The sequence below is a fragment of the Variovorax sp. P1_H12_2 genome (assembly GCF_056405335.1).
This window is the reverse complement of record NZ_JBFUCI010000111.1, coordinates 1-15,511: the sequence shown is the minus strand read 5'-3', so window position 1 is coordinate 15,511 and position 15,511 is coordinate 1. Positions and strand designations below refer to the sequence as shown.

Genomic DNA, 15,511 nt, shown 5'->3' with positions numbered 1-15,511 from the left:
TGGCGGTGTCGACCCCCATCGCCTGGGCCGCGATCGGCTGGTCGCGGATCGCCACCATCGCGCGTCCGATGCGGCCGCGCAGCAGGTTCCAGGCGAGGACGAACATCACGATCAGCACCCCCAGCACCACGAAGTAGAGCCACTGGTCCTGGGTGAGCCCGGTCCACTCGGGCGCCTCGGGCTTGACGATCACGATGCCTTGCGCGCCGCCGGTCCAGTGCTCCAGATGCTTGTACTTGAGGATCTGCGGCATCGCCACGCCGAGCGCGAAGGTCGCCAGCGCCAGGTAGAGCCCTTCGAGCCGCAGCGCCGGCAGGCCGAACAGGAAACCGGCCAGCAGGCACACCGCGCCGGCGGCCGGCAGCGTGAGCCAGTAGGGCACGCCGAACTGGTCCATGAGGATCGCCGCGACGTAGGCGCCGATGGCGTAGAAGGCGCCGTGGCCGAGCGAGATCTGGCCGTTGTAGCCGGTGAGCATGTTGAGCCCGAGCAGCGCGATGGCATAGACCAGCGCCAGCGTGAACTGGAACACCCGGTAGTTGCTGACCAGGAAGGGCAGCGCGCAGGCCACCACGGCCAGCAGCAGCAGGCCGACCAGGCGAAGCCTGGTCGATGGCTTGCGGGTGGGCGCGTGCGGCTCGGTCATGGTTCAGACCCGCGTGACGTTGACTTTGCCGAACAGCCCCGACGGCCGGATCACCAGCACGCCGACGATCAGCACCAGCGCCACCGTCAGCTTGAGCTCGGTGCCCAGCACGGCGCCGACCAGGTTCTCGAGCACGCCGACGATGAAGCCGCCGAGCACCGCGCCGCCCGGGCTGTCGATGCCGCCGAGCAGGGCGGCGGCGAAGGCATACAGCAGGATGCCGGCCATCATGTTCGGCTCGAGGAACACGGCGGGCGCGACCATGATGCCGGCGATGGCGCCGATCGCCGCCGCCAGGCCCCAGCCCAGGGCCAGCATCCAGCCGACGCGGATGCCCACCAGCCGGCTCGAGTCCGGGTTCTGCGCCGCCGCGCGCATCGCCAGGCCGAGCGGCGTGTAGCGGAAGAAAACGAACACCAGCGCCAGCACCGCCAGCGTGATGCCGATCGAACCCAGCTCGTGCGAGGACATGAAGCGATTGCCGAACAGCGGCTCGGTCGGGAACGGGCTCGGGAAGGGCTTGATCGTGTAGCTGAAGATCCAGCCCGCGAGGCTGTTGAGGATCACCAGCAGGCCGATGAAGACGATCACGACCGAAAGAATCGGCGCGCTCTCGACCGGCCGCACGACGATGCGCTCGATCAGCACGCCGAGCACGAAGGCGACCGCCACCGTGGCGAAGAACGCCGCCCAGTACGGCATGCCGGCCTGCATCAGGCTCCAGGCGATATAGGTGGAGAACATCGCGAGTTCGCCCTGGGCGAAGTTCACCAGGTGCGTGGCCTGGTAGATCATCACCAGCGCCAGCGCCACGCTGGCATAGATGCCGCCGGTGGCGAGTCCGGAGAGCACCTGGTGCAGCAGCAGGTTCATTTCAATATCCGAGGTAGGAGCGCCGCACCGCTTCGTCGTTGCGCACGGTTTCGGCGCTGCCCGAGATCACGACGCGGCCGGTTTCGAGCAGGTAGGCATGGTCGGCCAGCCGCAGCGCCAGCGCCGCGTTCTGCTCCACCAGCAGCATGCTCACGCGTTCCCTGGCATTGATCTCGCGCAGGATCTCGAACAGCTCCTGCACGATGCGCGGCGCCAGGCCGAACGAGGGCTCGTCCAGCAGCAGCAGCCGGGGCCGCAGCATCAGGGCGCGCGAGACGGCGAGCATCTGCTGCTCGCCGCCCGAGAGGGTGCCGGCCTGCTGGAGGCGGCGCTCCCTGAGCCGCGGGAAGTGGTTGTAGATGCGTTCGAAATCGGCCGCCACCTCGGCCTTGTCGCGGCGCGTGTAGGCGCCCAGGCGCAGGTTCTCCTCGACGCTCAGCGCGACGAAGGTGCCGCGCCCGTCGGGCACGTGGGCCACGCCCAGGCGCACGATGGACTCGGTCGCGCGGCCTTCGATGCGGTGGCCGGCGAAGTGGATCTCGCCTTCGGTCTTGACCATGCCGCAGACCGCGCGCAAGGTGGTCGTCTTGCCGGCGCCGTTGGCGCCGAGGATGGTCGTGATGCCGCCTTCCTCGACGTCGAAGTCGATGCCGTGCAGCACCTGGCTCGCGCCGTACTGCGCGCGCAGTCCACGGACTTCGAGCAGGCGGGCCATCAGCCGGCGTCCCCCAGGTAGGCGCGGATCACCTCGGCGTTGGCCTGCACCTCGGCCGGCGAGCCGTCGGCGATGATGCGGCCGAAATCCAGCGCCACCACCTTGTCGGACACCCGCATCACGAGGTTCATGTGGTGCTCCACCAGCAGCATCGTGAGCTGGAGCCGCGCGCGCACTTCGCGCAGCAACGCCATCAGCCTGCCGACCTCCTCGTGGTTCAGGCCGCCGGCCGGCTCGTCGAGCAGCAGCAGCTTGGGCTGGCTCGCCAGCGCCCGGGCCAGCTCGACGCGCTTCTGGGTGCCGAAGGGCAGGTCCATCACGCGCGTGCCGGCCACGGCGCCGAGGTCGAGCAGGCCGACCAGCTGGTCGGCATGGGCTTCGAGCACCTGTTCCTCGCGCCGCACCCCCGGCAGCCGCAAGGCGTTGGCGAAGAAGCCGCTGCGGGTGCGGCAGTGGCCGCCCAGCAGGATGTTCTGCCGCACGGTCATGGTCCGGAACAGCGCGAGGTTCTGGAAGGTACGGCCGATGCCCATCGCCGCGATGCCGTGCGCCGGCGTCTCGACCAGCGAGCGGCCCTCGAACGAGATGCTGCCCTCGCTGAAGGCGTAAAGCCGCGACAGGCAGTTGAAGAGCGTGGTCTTGCCGGCGCCGTTCGGGCCGATCAGGCCGACGATGTGGCCCTCCGGCACCGAAAACGACACCTTGTCGAGCGCCGTGATGCCACCGAAACGCACGGTGACACCTTCGACGCGCAACAGATCGGCACGGTGGGCAGGCGAGGCGATGGCCGACTCCTTGCACGGTGGGGCCGCGGCCGACCTCGGCCCAGCCTGCACCCGGACTTGCGTCTAGATGCCACTGGATACAAAAGATACCGGCGTTTGAAGGATCGGAAAGCCCGGCTTTACCCTTGCCCGTGCGCAGCCGCCGCCCGCGGCTGCGCCATCGCGGGGGTCGCGACGGCGCGGGACCGGGTCGGAGGTCGGATCAGGTGCGGCGCTCAGCCCACTTGCGGTTCCGACGGCGATTCGCCCTGCGGGACGATTTCCTGTTCCTGGTCTTGCTGAACTGCCGACGCCTGTTTTCCGAAGGCGCCGCGCGCGACGCCCCGGACGAGATGCCGCGGCGCATGGTGCGTCTTCTTCAGCTGGGCCAGGGCCTCGCTGCGTGCGGGCTCGGAGGCCGGCAGGAACTTTTGCAATGAACTCATCGTGGTCGCCCCAATGAACGCCAGGCATATGAAAGCGGCCCCTGGCTTGGCCGAGGGTCGGATTATGGGCGTCCGGTTGCCCGCAGTCACAGGGCGCCCACGGCGGCGGTAATGTTGCTTGCGGCTCGCGGTTACACCTGCCGCATTGCCGACTCGCCCCAAGCGGCGCGCCAGCGCGTTCTGTGACGCCCTGAGCAAGTTTGGCCGGGTCATCCCTTGAAGTTTCGCAAGCCGATCCTAGTTTCCAATCCGGAAGCGCTGGAGACGCCTCCAGCGCCCACCTCAACCCTGAATGGAGGTATGCGCCATGTATCGATCCCTTTTTTCACGCGACATGTTCGCGGAGATGGATCGCCTGCAGCGCGAGATGCAGCAGGCCTTCGACCTCTCTCCCACCATCCGCGGCTTCGGCCGCAGCGCTTTCCCTGCTCTCAACGTCGGTGGCACGGCCAAGACGGTCGAAATCTATGTCCTGGCGCCGGGCGTCGATCCCGCGACGCTCGAGATCAACCTCGACCGAGGCATCCTCAGCATCGCCGGCGAGCGCCAGAGTGCGGCGCCGCAGCCCGGCGGCAAGGAGACGCTGCACATCAACGAGCGTTTCGAGGGCACCTTCCGCCGGGTGCTGAGCCTGCCCGACGACGCCGACCCCGAGGCGGTCGAGGCCAAGGCGCGGGACGGCGTCATCCACATCACCGTCCAGCGCCGCGCCTCCGCCTTGCCGCGACGCATCGCCATCCAATGATCGGGAGAACAGCCATGAACGACATCCAGAAGAGAAACAAGTCCTCCGACGTGGTCGCGCGCAAGGACGAGCGGCGCTACGCCGAGGCCGCCCTCACGCCCCCCGTGGACGTGATCGAGGACAGCGCCGGCATCACGCTGTACGCCGACCTGCCCGGCGTGCCGCGCGACAAGCTGCACCTGAACGTCGAATCCGATTCGCTGACGATCGAAGGGGAGATCGACATGGCGGTGCCCGAAGGGCTGCAGTCCAGCCACACCTAAGTCGGCCTCGGCCGCTTCCATCGGGTCTTCACGCTGAGCAAGGAACTCGACACCGAGAAGATCTCGGCGGAGCTGGTGCAGGGCGTGCTCAAGCTGCGGATTCCAAAGACGGAACACGCTCAACCGCGACGCATCAATGTCGACGTGACCTGAGCGCCCGGCCGCGACGAGGCGAAAGACAGGTCGCCGTCGCGCAAGAAGTCGCGCAAAAGAAAAAGGGTTAGGACGCGTGAACGTCCTAACCCTTTAAGAGAGTGGTGCGGCTGGCAGGAATTGAACCCACGACCCCTTGGTTCGTAGCCAAGTACTCTATCCAACTGAGCTACAGCCGCACAGCTTTCGATTATAGCGCCAATTTTCGGTATCTGTCGACGCATCGGTTTTTGTTTTGCAAAAGACCGAGCGCGGGAGCAGACCTGAACTTCAATGAATGCCTGGTAGGCCGTCCTGGGCTTGAACCAGGGACCAACGGATTATGAGTCCGCTGCTCTAACCAACTGAGCTAACGGCCCACGCGCCCCGGATTCTAGTGGGCCGCGACGCCGTGCCCTACTTGCGGTGGCTCAGCGCGTTGGTGACCAGCTTCGAGGTGATGTCGACAATCTGGATCATGCGCTCATACGGCATCCGCGTGGGACCGATGACCCCCAGCGTGCCGACCACCTGTCCGTCGACCTCGTAGTTCGCGCTGACGATCGACAGGTCGTCGAAGGGCACCACCTGGCTTTCGCCGCCGATGAAGATGCGCACGCCCTCCGCCTGGCTCGAGACATCCAGCAGGCGCATCAGCTGGGTCTTGTGCTCGAACAGCTCGAAGGCGCGCCGCAGGTGGCTCATGTCGCTGGAGAAGTCGGTCACCGCCAGCAGGTTGCGCTCGCCCGCGATCACGACTTCGTCCTGGGCCTCGGTCATGACCTCGGAGCTGACCTGCACGGCGGCCTGCATCAGCGCCGCGATCTCGCCGCGCAATTGCTCGACCTCGGACTGCAGGCGGTCGCGCACCTGCTCGATCGTCAAGCCGGCAAAGTGGGCATTGATGTAGTTCGACGCCTCGACCAGCTGCGACTGCGAGTAGTCGACCTCGGGGAATATCACCCGGTTCTGAACGTCGCCGTCGGGCGCGACGATGATCACCAGCAGACGGCGGTCGGCCAGCCGCAGGAACTCGATCTGCCGGAACACCGAGGCACGCCGCGGCGCCATCACCACGCCGACGAACTGCGACATGTTCGACAGCAAGTGGGCGGCGTTCGTGATCACCTTCTGCGGCTGGTCGGGCGCCAGGCTCGGCGCCGAGGCCGAGGTGAACTGCTCGTGCTGCGCGGTCAGCATGGTGTCGACRAACAGCCGATAGCCGCGGGCGGTCGGAATGCGACCCGCGGAAGTGTGGGGGCTTGCGATCAGCCCGAGCACCTCGAGGTCGGACATCACGTTGCGGATGGTCGCCGGCGACAGGTCCAGCCCCGGCGCACGGGAAAGCGTGCGCGATCCCACGGGCTGCCCGTCGGCGATGTAGCGCTCGACGAGAGTCTTCAGCAGCAACTTGGCACGGTCGTCCAGCATCGAATGATTTTAATGTTGTAATTTGTGAATGAGCTCCCGCTTTCGGCATGTCGCACTGATCGGTAAATACCAGGCCTCCGGCGCCCGGGCGCAATGCGGCGCGCAGGACGACATCATGGAAGGCATCGGCGCCTTCCTCGAATCGCAGGGCTGCAAGGTGTTCGTCGAGAAGTCGCAATCCGACGCCGTCGAAACCGGCCCCTATCCCGCGCTGACGGTGGAAGAAATCGGCCAGCAGTGCGAGCTCGGCCTGGTGGTCGGCGGCGACGGCACCATGCTCGGCATCGGTCGCCAGCTCGCGCCGCACGACGTGCCGCTGATCGGCATCAACCGCGGCCGGCTCGGCTTCATCACCGACATCTCGCTCGACAACTACCAGGCGACGCTGATCCCGATGCTGGCCGGCGACTACGAGGAAGACCTGCGCACGCTGATGAAGGCGCGGGTGATGCGCGGCGACGAATCGGTGTTCGACACCCTGGCAATGAACGACGTGGTGGTCAATCGCGGCGCCACCTCGGGCATGGTCGAGCTGCGGGTCACGGTGGGCGCCCATTTCGTCGCCAACCAGCGCGCCGACGGCATGATCATCGCGACCCCCACCGGATCGACCGCCTATGCGCTGTCGGCCGGCGGGCCGCTGCTGCATCCCGCGGTGCGGGGCTGGGTGCTGGTGCCGATCGCGCCGCACACGCTGTCGAACCGGCCGCTGCTGCTGCCGGACGCGGACGAGGTCACGATCGAACTGGTCGGCGGGCGCGACGCCAGCGCCAATTTCGACATGCAATCGCTGGCCACGCTGGCCATCGGCGACAAGGTGATGGTGCGCCGCTCCGACTACCGGGTGCGCTTCCTGCATCCCAAGGGCTGGAGCTACTTCGACACCTTGCGCCGCAAACTGCACTGGAACGAAGGGGGATCTTGAGATGGCGTTGAGGCGCATTGCGCTGCGGGATTTCGTGATCGTGCATGCGCTCGAGCTCGATCTGGCCGGCGGCTTCACGGTGCTCACCGGCGAGACCGGTGCCGGCAAGTCCATCCTGATCGACGCGCTGCAGCTGGCGCTCGGCAACCGGGCCGATGCCGGCGCGGTGCGCGAAGGCGCCGAGCGGCTGGACGTGAGCGTCGAATTCGACACCGACCCGGGCCTGGCCGACTGGCTGGAGGAAGGCGGCTTCGAGGGCGGTGATGTCCTGCTGCTGCGCCGCACGGTCGACCTCCAGGGCCGCAGCCGCGGCTGGATCAACGGCAGTCCGGCCACCGCCACCCAGTTGCGCGAGCTCGGCGACCGCCTGCTCGACATCCACGGCCAGCACGCCTGGCAAAGCCTGACGCGGCCGGAAGCCGTGCGCGGCCTGCTCGACGCCTATGCCGGCRTCGACACCGGCGCGCTCGAGACGGCCTGGCAAGGCTGGCGCCAGGCGATCGCCGCGCTCGAGACTGCCCGCTCGGCCCAGGACTCGCTGCAGCGCGAACGGGAGCGCCTGCAATGGCAGGTGGCCGAGGTCGCCAAGCTGGCGCCGGGCGAGGACGAGTGGGAAGAACTCACCGCCAGCCACAGCCGCATCTCCAACGCCCAGGCACTGATCGATGCAGCCGAGGGCGCCAGCAGCGCGCTCGAGGACGACGACAGCGGCGCCCTGGCTGCGCTGGCCCGCGCCCTCGCGCTGCTGCAGAACTGCGAGCACATCGAGCCGGAATTCAAGGCGCTGGGCGAAGTGCTCGCCTCCAGCGTGGCCCAGGCCTCGGACGCCGCGCATTCGCTGCACAGCTACCTGCGCCAGGCCGACACCGACCCCGAGCGGCTGGCCGAGCTGGACGAACGCATGGGCCTGTGGATGTCGCTGGCCCGCCGCTACAGGCGCACACCGGCCGAGCTGCCGGCGCTGTTCACCGGCTGGCAGGCCGAGTTGAAGGCGCTCGATGCCCAGAGCGATCTCGAGGCGCTCGAACGCGCCGAGCAATCGGCGCAGCAGATCTACCTGAAAGAGGCCAAGGCGCTCGCCAAGGCCCGCAAGCAGGCCGCGCCCAAGCTCGCGCAGGCAGTCACGCAGGCCATGCAGGAACTCGGCATGAAGGGCGGCCGCTTCGAGGTCGCGCTGCAGCCCTTCGCACAACCGAGCCGTTCGGGCCTCGAAGACATCGCCTTCCTGGTCAGCGGACATGCCGGCAGCACGCCGCGCTCGATCGGCAAGGTGGCCTCCGGCGGCGAACTCTCGCGCATCGCCCTGGCCATCGCGGTGACGACCAGCGAGCTCGGCGCCGCCCAGACCCTGATCTTCGACGAGGTCGATGCGGGCGTCGGCGGCGCCGTGGCCGAAACCGTCGGCCGGCTCATGAAACAGCTCGGCCGCGACCGCCAGGTGCTGGCCGTGACCCACCTGCCGCAGGTGGCGGCCTGCGCCGACCACCACCTCGTGGTCGCCAAGCGCCAGACCGCCGCCAAGGGCCAGGACGCCGCGCGCACCGAGAGCAGCGTCGCGGCAATCGACGACGAAGGCCGGGCGCAGGAAATCGCCCGCATGCTGGGCGGCGAACGCGTGTCCCGCACTTCGCTGGCGCATGCGCGCGAGATGCTGGGGCAGAAGGCGACGGCGGCGGCGTCATGAGCCTTGAACTCGTACTGATCACCGGCATGTCGGGCTCCGGCAAGTCCGTCGCCCTGCACGCGCTCGAAGACGCCGGCTACTACTGCGTCGACAACCTGCCGCCCGAGCTGCTCTCGCCTTTCATCGCGCTGCAGCAGCAACAGCAGGCGGCCAAGGTCGCGATCGCGATGGACGTGCGAAGCGGCGTCTCGCTGCCGCTGGTGCCGCACCAGCTCGAAGGCCTGCGGCAGCAGGGCGTGTCGTTGCGCTCGCTGTTCCTCGACGCCACCACCGATGCGCTGGTGCGCCGCTATTCCGAGACCCGGCGCCGGCACCCGCTGTCGCGCCAGGAAGGCCGCACCACCGATGCGCCGGAGCAGCAGCGCGTCCTGATCCAGGCGATCGAGCTCGAGCGCGAACTGCTGGCGGACCTGCGCGACGGCGCCGACGTCGTCGACACCAGCATCATTCGCCCGGCCCAGCTGCAGAGCTACGTCAAGGCGCTGATCTCGGCCCCCGAGAGCGCGCTCACGCTGGTGTTCGAGTCCTTCGCGTTCAAGCGCGGCGTGCCGCTCGACGCCGACTTCGTGTTCGACGTCCGCATGCTGCCCAACCCGCACTACGTGCCGGCGCTGCGGGCGCTGACCGGACGCGATGCGCCCGTGATCGAGTGGCTGCGCGAGGACGAAGACGTGGCCCGGATGTACGGCGACATCGAGCAGTTCCTGGGCCGCTGGCTCGACGCCCTGGCGCGCGACCATCGCAGCTACGTCACCGTGGCCATCGGCTGCACCGGCGGCCAGCACCGCTCGGTGTTCCTGGTGGAGCAGCTGGCGCGCGGCTTCGGCGCCCGCTGGGCCGCGCTCAAGCGGCACCGCGAGCTCGACGGAATCTAGGGCCTGTTCACAGGCCCTAACCCTCCTGGGCGATCAGCTTGCGCACCGGCGCGGGCAGCCCCAGCGCGGTCCACTCGCCGGTGGCGAACCAGTCGCCTGCTCCGGCCGTCGGCGTGGTGCCGCGGCTGTCGACGCCAACCGGATGCAGATGCAGATCCTTGTGCGTGAGCACGTGCAGAAAGGCGACGTCGTCGCGGGCGTTGGCGCGGTCCCGGGCGGCCAGCGTTTCCAGCAGTGCGGCACGGCTCTCGAAGATCGGCAGGCAGTAGAGCCCGGCCCAGATGCCGCGCGACGGCCGCTTCTCCAGCCACACGCGCCCTTGGGCGTCCCGGGCCAGCAACATCCACAGCGACTGGGAACTGCGCCGCAGCTTGCGCGTCTTGACCGGATAGCTTTCGGGCGCGCCCTGTTCGCGTGCTGCGCACAGGTCGCTGACCGGGCAGATCATGCAACTGGGCTTGCGCGGCAGGCAGACCGTGGCGCCCAGGTCCATCAGCCCCTGGGTGTAGCGGGCGATGCCGGGCCGATCCTTTGCCGGCGGCAGCAGTTCGGTGGCCTCGTTCCACAGCAGGCGCTCCTGGGCCGCGGAAGACATGTCGCCGTCGAAGGCCAGCAATCGCGTGAGCACCCGCTTCACGTTGCCGTCGAGGATCGCCACCCGCTCGCCGAAGCAGAAGGCCGCGACCGCCGCAGCGGTCGAGCGGCCGATGCCGGGCAAGGTCTGGAGCTCGGCCGCCGTGCGCGGAAATTCGCCGCCGAAGCGCGAGACCACTTCCTGCGCGCAGCGATGCATGTTGCGCGCACGGCTGTAGTAGCCCAGTCCGCTCCAGAGTCCAAACACCTCGTCCTCGGTGCCTGCCGCGAGCGCCGCCACCGACGGGAAGCGCGCCAGGAAGCGCGCGAAGTAGCCCAGCACGGTCGAGACCTGCGTCTGCTGCAGCATCACTTCGGACAGCCACACGCGGTAGGGATCCTGGGTGTTCTGCCACGGCAGCTCGCTGCGCCCGTGGCTGCGCTGCCAGGCGACGATGCGCTCCGCGAAAACCGGTGCCAGCATCCGAGCCGCCTCGCGACCCGCGCCGCATGAAGCCGGCGCGTTCAAAGCCAGAAACACCGCGGAACCGGCTTCGCCGGGCCGCTGGTGTTGCCCCCAGTGAGGGGGTGGGCGGCTACACGAAGTGAGCCAACCTGGGGGTGAGCAAATTCAAGCCGCACTGAGTTCGACGCGCGCGGGCGGGGCGTTCGGCGCTTCGTTGCTGGCAAGCAAGGTGGTGAGTTCGAGCAGGCGCCGGTGCAGTTCCCCGAGGCTGCCTTCCTGCGCCGCCAGTTCCGACAGGCGCTCGTCGAGATTGCCTGCCGCGCCCTGGATGCGCTCGACGGCCTCGATCCGCTTGGTGAAATTGCGCCGTCTTTCCTTGAGCTGCGCGTCGAGCTGGGCGCCCGCCCCCTTGCTCCAGCGCTCCACCTCGGTCATCGCGGCCTCGTTGACCACGCGCAGCCGGCTCGCCAGCGCGCGCACCAGCTTGTCGCAGAAGTCCGGCTGTGCCAGCTTGAGCAGGTTGCCCACGCTCAGGTAATGGAGGTGGCTGCGTTCGATCTGGCTCAGCTGCTGTTCGAAGTCCGACAGGTCGGGCTCGGGCGGCGCCTGCAGCGTGAAGCCGTGCTCGGCATTGAGCTGGCGGAAGGTCGCATGCAGCATCGCCTGGATCTCGGCGCTGGTCGCCTGCACCTCGCGCAGATTGTTGCGCAGCGAGTCGAAGGTCTCGCCGTAGACCTTGCGCACGCTGAACTTGAGGCCGCGCCGCTTGAGGGCCGCCGCGAGCCGCGCCATGTCGGCCTTCAGCGCGGTGCTGCCGAGCACCGCATAGACCTCGCGCAGCAGCTTGCCCTGCACCGAGCGCAGCGCCAGGATGCGGGCGTTGCTGCCCTCGAACTCGGTCTGCTCCTGCTCGATGCGCGTACGCATGTGGCGAATCACCGATCCGTTCTTGCCGCGCAGGCCCTGCAGTTCGAGCGCCTGCTCGGAGAGGTCGCGCTGGCGCACGTTGAGGATGCGCGCCGCCTCGGCCCTGAGCGCGACGATGCCGGCGTCGACGGCCAGGCGCAGCATGAGCTCGCGCTTGCCGAGCAGGCCCTCGCCGAGCACGGCCTCCAGCGCCGGCAGCCGGCTGGCCTGCAACAGCGGCGCGTCGCGGCGGATCTTGGCCTGCAGCCCCTTTTGCGCCGACACCGGCAGCACCTGCGGCAGCGGCACGCCGAGCAGCTCGGCGGCGCCCTTGCGCTGGCGCTGGATCTGGGCGTCGACCTGGGCCGGCGTGCTCAGGATGTCCCACATGGTGTCGATCTTGTTGAGCACCACGATCCGGGTGTCGGCGAGATCGCCTTCGGTGACCAGGTGCTCGCGCCAGATGGAAAGGTCCGACCGCGTCACGCCGGTGTCCGCGCCCAGGATGAAGACCACCGCATGGGCCTGAGGAATCAGGCTCACGGTGAGCTCCGGCTCGGCGCCGATGGCGTTGAGGCCGGGCGTGTCCAGGATCACCAACCCCTGCTCCAGCAACGGATGCGGCATGTTCAGCACCGCATGGCGCCAGCGCGGAATCTCGACCCGCCCGTCCGAATCGGGCACCGGGTTGTCGTCGGGAACGTCGTCGCTCCAGAAGCCCAGCGCACGGGCTTCGGCCAGCGGCACCCAGCGGACTTCCGCGACCTTGCTCATCGCCTCCGACAGCTGTTCGGCGTTCTCGACATCGATCGCGATCTCGGTCCAGCGTTCGGGCTCGTCGCGCCAGTGCGCCAGTGAATGGGCTTCGAGCCGGGTTTCGATCGGCAGCAGCCGCAGGCTCGGCGGAAAAGCAGCGTCATAGCCCAGCTCGGTCGGGCACATGGTCGTGCGGCCCGCGCTGGCCGGCATGATCCGCCGGCCGTAGCCGGCAAAGAAGATCGCGTTGATCAGCTCGGATTTGCCGCGCGAGAACTCGGCCACGAAAGCGACCATGACCTTGCTGGTTCGCAACTGCGATTCCAGATCCCGCAGCCGCTCGGCCACGCTCTGGTTCAGTAGCTCGTTTTCATTCAGCCAGCGGGACAGCCACTTGAGCCGGTGCGCAAAATTGCGCCGCCAAGCGCCGTGCTTGTCGAATTGCTGATTGAATGAATCGGTCAAGGCAGGATTTGTAAAGACGACTTACAAAATATAGCATCGGCACGCGCAACGGAAGTCATTCGCCCGCGCGATTCAGTGCTTTTGGCACACAGGACAGAAATAGGTTACGCGCTGGCCCTGCCGGATCGCCCGCACCGGTGTCGCGCAGACCCGGCACGGCTCGCCCTTGCGGCCGTAGACAGTGGCTTCGAGCTGGAAGTAGCCGCTCTGGCCGTCCACGTTCGAGAAGTCGCGCAAGGTGCTGCCTCCGCGCTCGACCGCACGCGCCAGGATGTCGCGCACCGCGGCATGCAGCCGCAGCGCACGCGGCCGGCTGATCCGCGCAGCCGACAGCGTCGGCCGGATGCCGGCCAGAAAGAGCGCCTCGGAGGCATAGATGTTGCCCACGCCCACCACCACGTCGCCGGCCAGCAGCACCTGCTTGATCGGCGCCCGGCGCCGACGCAGGCCGGCGTGGAAGGCCTCGAAATCGAAATCATCGCCGAGCGGCTCCATGCCCAGGCCGCCGAGCAGCTTGCGTGCGAGCAGAGAACCCTCGTCCTCCACGAAGACCACGGCGCCGAAGCGGCGCGGATCGTTGAGCCGCAGCGTGCCGCGGCTCGTGACCAGGTCGAAGTGATCATGCGCACCCGGCGCGGGCAACACGGCGTCGAAGCGCAGGCTGCCCGACATGCCCAGGTGCAGCAGCAGGAGGCCGGCGTCGAGGTCGACCAGCAGGTACTTGCCGCGCCGGCGCACGGCGCGCACCGTGCGCCCGACGAGTGCGCCAGGCTCGACCGCCAGCGCCCAGCGCAGGGGCTTCCCGAGGCGCACCGCATCGATGCGGGCGCCCGCGATGCGATCGGCGATTCCGCGGCGGGTGACTTCGACTTCGGGGAGTTCAGGCATGTGAGAAGGCTGACATCAAATCACGCCGGCGTTGAAGCCCCACGCGACATGGCGCAAAAGCCTTGGATTATTATGGCTTCGATGACCTTCCTGCCTCGCCGATCCCGTCTTGCGGCGGCCGCTTTCCTGGCTCTGATCGCGCTCGCAGCGCAGGGCCAGACCGAAGCGCCTGCCGCAGCGCCCACGAACCCCGCACCTCTTGTCGACCCTGCCGGGCAGTCCGCGGCGGCCAAGGCGACATCGCCCGCCCAACCCTCGGCCATGTCCGCCGAGCTGTTCTACGAGGTGCTGCTGGGCGAGCTCAACGCGCGCTCCGACCCCGGGACCGCCTACGGACTGGTGCTCGACGCGGCGCGGCGCGCGCGTGACGGCAAGCTGTTCCAGCGCGCGGTCGAGATCGCGCTGCAGGCGCGCTCGGGCGACTCCGCCCTGGCAGCCGCCCGAGCCTGGAAGGAAACGCTGCCCGACTCGAGGGAGGCTCGCCGCTTCGAACTCCAGATCCTGATCGCGCTGAACCGCATCGCCGACACGGTCGAACCGCTGCGCGCGGAGATCGCCGCCACGCCACAGGTCGAGCGGCCGTTCCTGATGGCCGTCATTGCGCGCAACTATTCGAGGGCGACGGACAAGAAGCTCGCGGCCTCGGTGGTCGAACAGGCGCTGGCCGACGAACTCGCGAGCCCCGCGACCGGCGGCGCCGCCTGGGCCACGGTCGGCCGCCTGCGCCTCGGCGCTGGCGACACGTCCGGCGCGCTCGAAGCCGCCATCAAGGGACAGCAGCTGGACCCCTCCGCGGAAGGGCCGGCCCTGGTCGCGCTGGACCTGATCGACCCCAGCCAGCCGCTGGCCGAACCGATCGTCAAGCGCTACCTCGCCGGGCCGAAGGCGCAGCCCGAGATGCGTGTCGCCTACGCCCGGGTGCTGGTCGAAGGCCGTCGTTACGCGGAAGCCTCGGCCGAACTCTCGGCCCTCACGGCGGCCCGACCCGAATTGCCCGAACCCTGGTTGCTGCTCGGCAGCCTCCAGACCCAGGCGCGCCAGGACAAGGCGGCCGAGGCCTCGATCAAGCGCTTCATCTCGCTCGCGCCCACGCTGCGCGACCCCGAAGGCCGCGAGCGCGGCTTGACCCAGGCCTACCTGCTGATGGCGCAGCTGTCGGAGCGGCGCAAGGACTTCACCGGCGCCGAAAGCTGGCTGGCCCGCATCGACAGCACCKACGACCTGATCGGCGCGCAGGCGCGGCGGGCCGCGCTGCTCGCGCGCCAGGGCAAGCTATCGGAGGCGCGCGAACTGGTGCGCAGCCTGCCCGAACGCACCGCGGACGAGAAGAAGCAGAAGTTCCTGACCGAAGTGCAGCTGCTGCGCGATGCCAAGCAGCACCAGGCCGCGTTCGACATGCTGGCCCAGGCCAGCACGGCAGCGCCGACCGACACCGACCTGATCTACGACCAGGCCATGGTGGCCGAGAAGCTGAACCGCCTCGACGAGATGGAGCGCCTGCTGCGCCGCGTGATCGAACTCAAGCCGGACAACCAGAACGCCTACAACGCGCTCGGCTATTCGCTGGCCGATCGCAAGGTGCGGCTGGAGGAGGCCCGCACGCTGATCCAGAAGGCCGTGCAGCTGGCGCCCGACGATCCGTTCATCGCCGACAGCCTGGGGTGGGTCGAGTACCGGCTGGGCAACACGGCCGAGGCGCTGCGCGTCCTCGAGGACGCCTACAAGCGCCGCCCCGACCCTGAAATCGGCGCCCATCTCGGCGAGGTGCTGTGGGCCGCCGGCCAGCGCGACCGCGCGGTGGTCATCTGGAAAGAGGCGTCGCTCGCGGATGCGGACAACGAGACGCTGCAGGAAACGCTCAAGCGCCTGCACGTGAAACTTTGAACCGGCGCAGGGCGCTGCTGGCCGGCTGGGCCGGCCTGCTGCTGGCCGGCTGCGCAAGCCCCGGTGGCCCGTCC

General features: G+C 68.6%; 14 protein-coding genes, 2 tRNA genes and 1 pseudogene. 6 read left to right on the top strand and 11 right to left on the bottom strand.

All coding sequences use genetic code 11. The features are described from left to right. The 5 genes from AC1D2K_RS13710 to AC1D2K_RS13690 form a co-directional block, all read right to left on the bottom strand. Positions 1-646 (bottom strand): branched-chain amino acid ABC transporter permease (locus tag AC1D2K_RS13710; RefSeq protein ID WP_478089379.1); only part of this gene is annotated, 646 nt, incomplete at its 3' end. A 3-nt stretch (positions 647-649) separates the two neighbouring features. Continuing rightward, a complete protein-coding gene (locus tag AC1D2K_RS13705; protein ID WP_478089378.1) occupies positions 650-1,519 on the bottom strand; it encodes a branched-chain amino acid ABC transporter permease in 870 nt (289 codons plus the stop codon). 1 nt (position 1,520) lies between these two features. Then, positions 1,521-2,234, bottom strand: a complete 714-nt coding sequence (locus AC1D2K_RS13700) for an ABC transporter ATP-binding protein (RefSeq protein ID WP_478089377.1) — start codon at positions 2,232-2,234, stop codon at positions 1,521-1,523. Then, positions 2,234-2,968, bottom strand: a complete 735-nt coding sequence (locus tag AC1D2K_RS13695; protein WP_478089376.1) for an ABC transporter ATP-binding protein — start codon at positions 2,966-2,968, stop codon at positions 2,234-2,236. Before AC1D2K_RS13695 ends, AC1D2K_RS13700 begins: the two co-directional genes overlap by 1 nt. Before the next feature lie 266 nt (positions 2,969-3,234). Then, a complete protein-coding gene (locus tag AC1D2K_RS13690; RefSeq protein WP_478089375.1) occupies positions 3,235-3,444 on the bottom strand; it encodes a hypothetical protein in 210 nt (69 codons plus the stop codon). 307 nt (positions 3,445-3,751) lie between these two features. Between AC1D2K_RS13690 and AC1D2K_RS13685 the strand changes: the two genes are divergently transcribed. Further along, positions 3,752-4,189, top strand: coding sequence for an Hsp20/alpha crystallin family protein (locus AC1D2K_RS13685; RefSeq protein ID WP_478089374.1), 438 nt, complete (start codon positions 3,752-3,754; stop codon positions 4,187-4,189). A 14-nt stretch (positions 4,190-4,203) separates the two neighbouring features. Further along, positions 4,204-4,605: pseudogene (locus AC1D2K_RS13680) on the top strand (Hsp20/alpha crystallin family protein). Between the two features lie 102 nt (positions 4,606-4,707). Here the strand turns inward: AC1D2K_RS13680 and AC1D2K_RS13675 are convergent. From AC1D2K_RS13675 to hrcA, 3 genes are all read right to left on the bottom strand, one after another. Further along, a tRNA-Arg gene (locus AC1D2K_RS13675) sits at positions 4,708-4,784 on the bottom strand. 103 nt (positions 4,785-4,887) lie between these two features. Then, a tRNA-Ile gene (locus AC1D2K_RS13670) sits at positions 4,888-4,964 on the bottom strand. A 37-nt stretch (positions 4,965-5,001) separates the two neighbouring features. Beyond that, positions 5,002-6,015 carry a heat-inducible transcriptional repressor HrcA gene (gene hrcA, locus AC1D2K_RS13665; protein ID WP_478089373.1) on the bottom strand — a complete coding sequence of 338 codons (1,014 nt, stop codon included), beginning with the start codon at positions 6,013-6,015 and terminating at the stop codon, positions 5,002-5,004. A 28-nt stretch (positions 6,016-6,043) separates the two neighbouring features. On the opposite strand from hrcA, the gene AC1D2K_RS13660 reads away from it, so the two are divergent. From AC1D2K_RS13660 to rapZ, 3 genes are read left to right on the top strand one after another with little or no spacing between them, the layout of a single operon-like run. Further along, positions 6,044-6,940: an NAD kinase gene (locus AC1D2K_RS13660; RefSeq protein ID WP_478089372.1), complete on the top strand. Its 897-nt coding sequence runs from the start codon at positions 6,044-6,046 to the stop codon at positions 6,938-6,940. A gap of 1 nt (position 6,941) precedes the next feature. Next, the gene (recN, locus tag AC1D2K_RS13655; RefSeq protein WP_478089371.1) at positions 6,942-8,624 is read left to right on the top strand and encodes a DNA repair protein RecN; all 1,683 of its coding nucleotides are present in this window, start codon (positions 6,942-6,944) and stop codon (positions 8,622-8,624) included. Further along, entirely contained in the window at positions 8,621-9,499 is an 879-nt protein-coding gene (gene rapZ / locus AC1D2K_RS13650) for an RNase adapter RapZ (protein WP_478089370.1), read from the top strand. Before recN ends, rapZ begins: the two co-directional genes overlap by 4 nt. Positions 9,500-9,515: 16 nt before the next feature. Here rapZ and mutY read toward each other — a convergent pair whose 3' ends face one another. The 3 genes from mutY to mutM form a co-directional block, all read right to left on the bottom strand. After that, positions 9,516-10,556, bottom strand: coding sequence for an A/G-specific adenine glycosylase (gene mutY, locus AC1D2K_RS13645; protein ID WP_478089369.1), 1,041 nt, complete (start codon positions 10,554-10,556; stop codon positions 9,516-9,518). Positions 10,557-10,703: 147 nt separating this feature from the next. Continuing rightward, a complete protein-coding gene (locus AC1D2K_RS13640; RefSeq protein ID WP_478089368.1) occupies positions 10,704-12,665 on the bottom strand; it encodes a dynamin family protein in 1,962 nt (653 codons plus the stop codon). A gap of 72 nt (positions 12,666-12,737) precedes the next feature. Continuing rightward, the gene (gene mutM, locus AC1D2K_RS13635; protein WP_478089367.1) at positions 12,738-13,553 is read right to left on the bottom strand and encodes a bifunctional DNA-formamidopyrimidine glycosylase/DNA-(apurinic or apyrimidinic site) lyase; all 816 of its coding nucleotides are present in this window, start codon (positions 13,551-13,553) and stop codon (positions 12,738-12,740) included. An 81-nt stretch (positions 13,554-13,634) separates the two neighbouring features. On the opposite strand from mutM, the gene AC1D2K_RS13630 reads away from it, so the two are divergent. Next, positions 13,635-15,437 carry a tetratricopeptide repeat protein gene (locus tag AC1D2K_RS13630; RefSeq protein WP_478089366.1) on the top strand — a complete coding sequence of 601 codons (1,803 nt, stop codon included), beginning with the start codon at positions 13,635-13,637 and terminating at the stop codon, positions 15,435-15,437. Positions 15,438-15,511: the final 74 nt, after the last annotated feature.

Bases quoted from the DNA above. Each gene is read 5' to 3' on its own strand.
- mutY (WP_478089369.1), bottom strand. From the start codon at position 10,556: ATGCTGGCACCGGTTTTCGCGGAGCGCATCGTCGCCTGGCAGCGCAGC.
- AC1D2K_RS13685 (WP_478089374.1), top strand. From the start codon at position 3,752: ATGTATCGATCCCTTTTTTCACGCGACATGTTCGCGGAGATGGATCGC.
- AC1D2K_RS13700 (WP_478089377.1), bottom strand. From the start codon at position 2,234: ATGGCCCGCCTGCTCGAAGTCCGTGGACTGCGCGCGCAGTACGGCGCG.
- AC1D2K_RS13705 (WP_478089378.1), bottom strand. From the start codon at position 1,519: ATGAACCTGCTGCTGCACCAGGTGCTCTCCGGACTCGCCACCGGCGGC.
- AC1D2K_RS13690 (WP_478089375.1), bottom strand. From the start codon at position 3,444: ATGAGTTCATTGCAAAAGTTCCTGCCGGCCTCCGAGCCCGCACGCAGC.
- AC1D2K_RS13660 (WP_478089372.1), top strand. From the start codon at position 6,044: ATGAGCTCCCGCTTTCGGCATGTCGCACTGATCGGTAAATACCAGGCC.
- rapZ (WP_478089370.1), top strand. From the start codon at position 8,621: ATGAGCCTTGAACTCGTACTGATCACCGGCATGTCGGGCTCCGGCAAG.
- mutM (WP_478089367.1), bottom strand. From the start codon at position 13,553: ATGCCTGAACTCCCCGAAGTCGAAGTCACCCGCCGCGGAATCGCCGAT.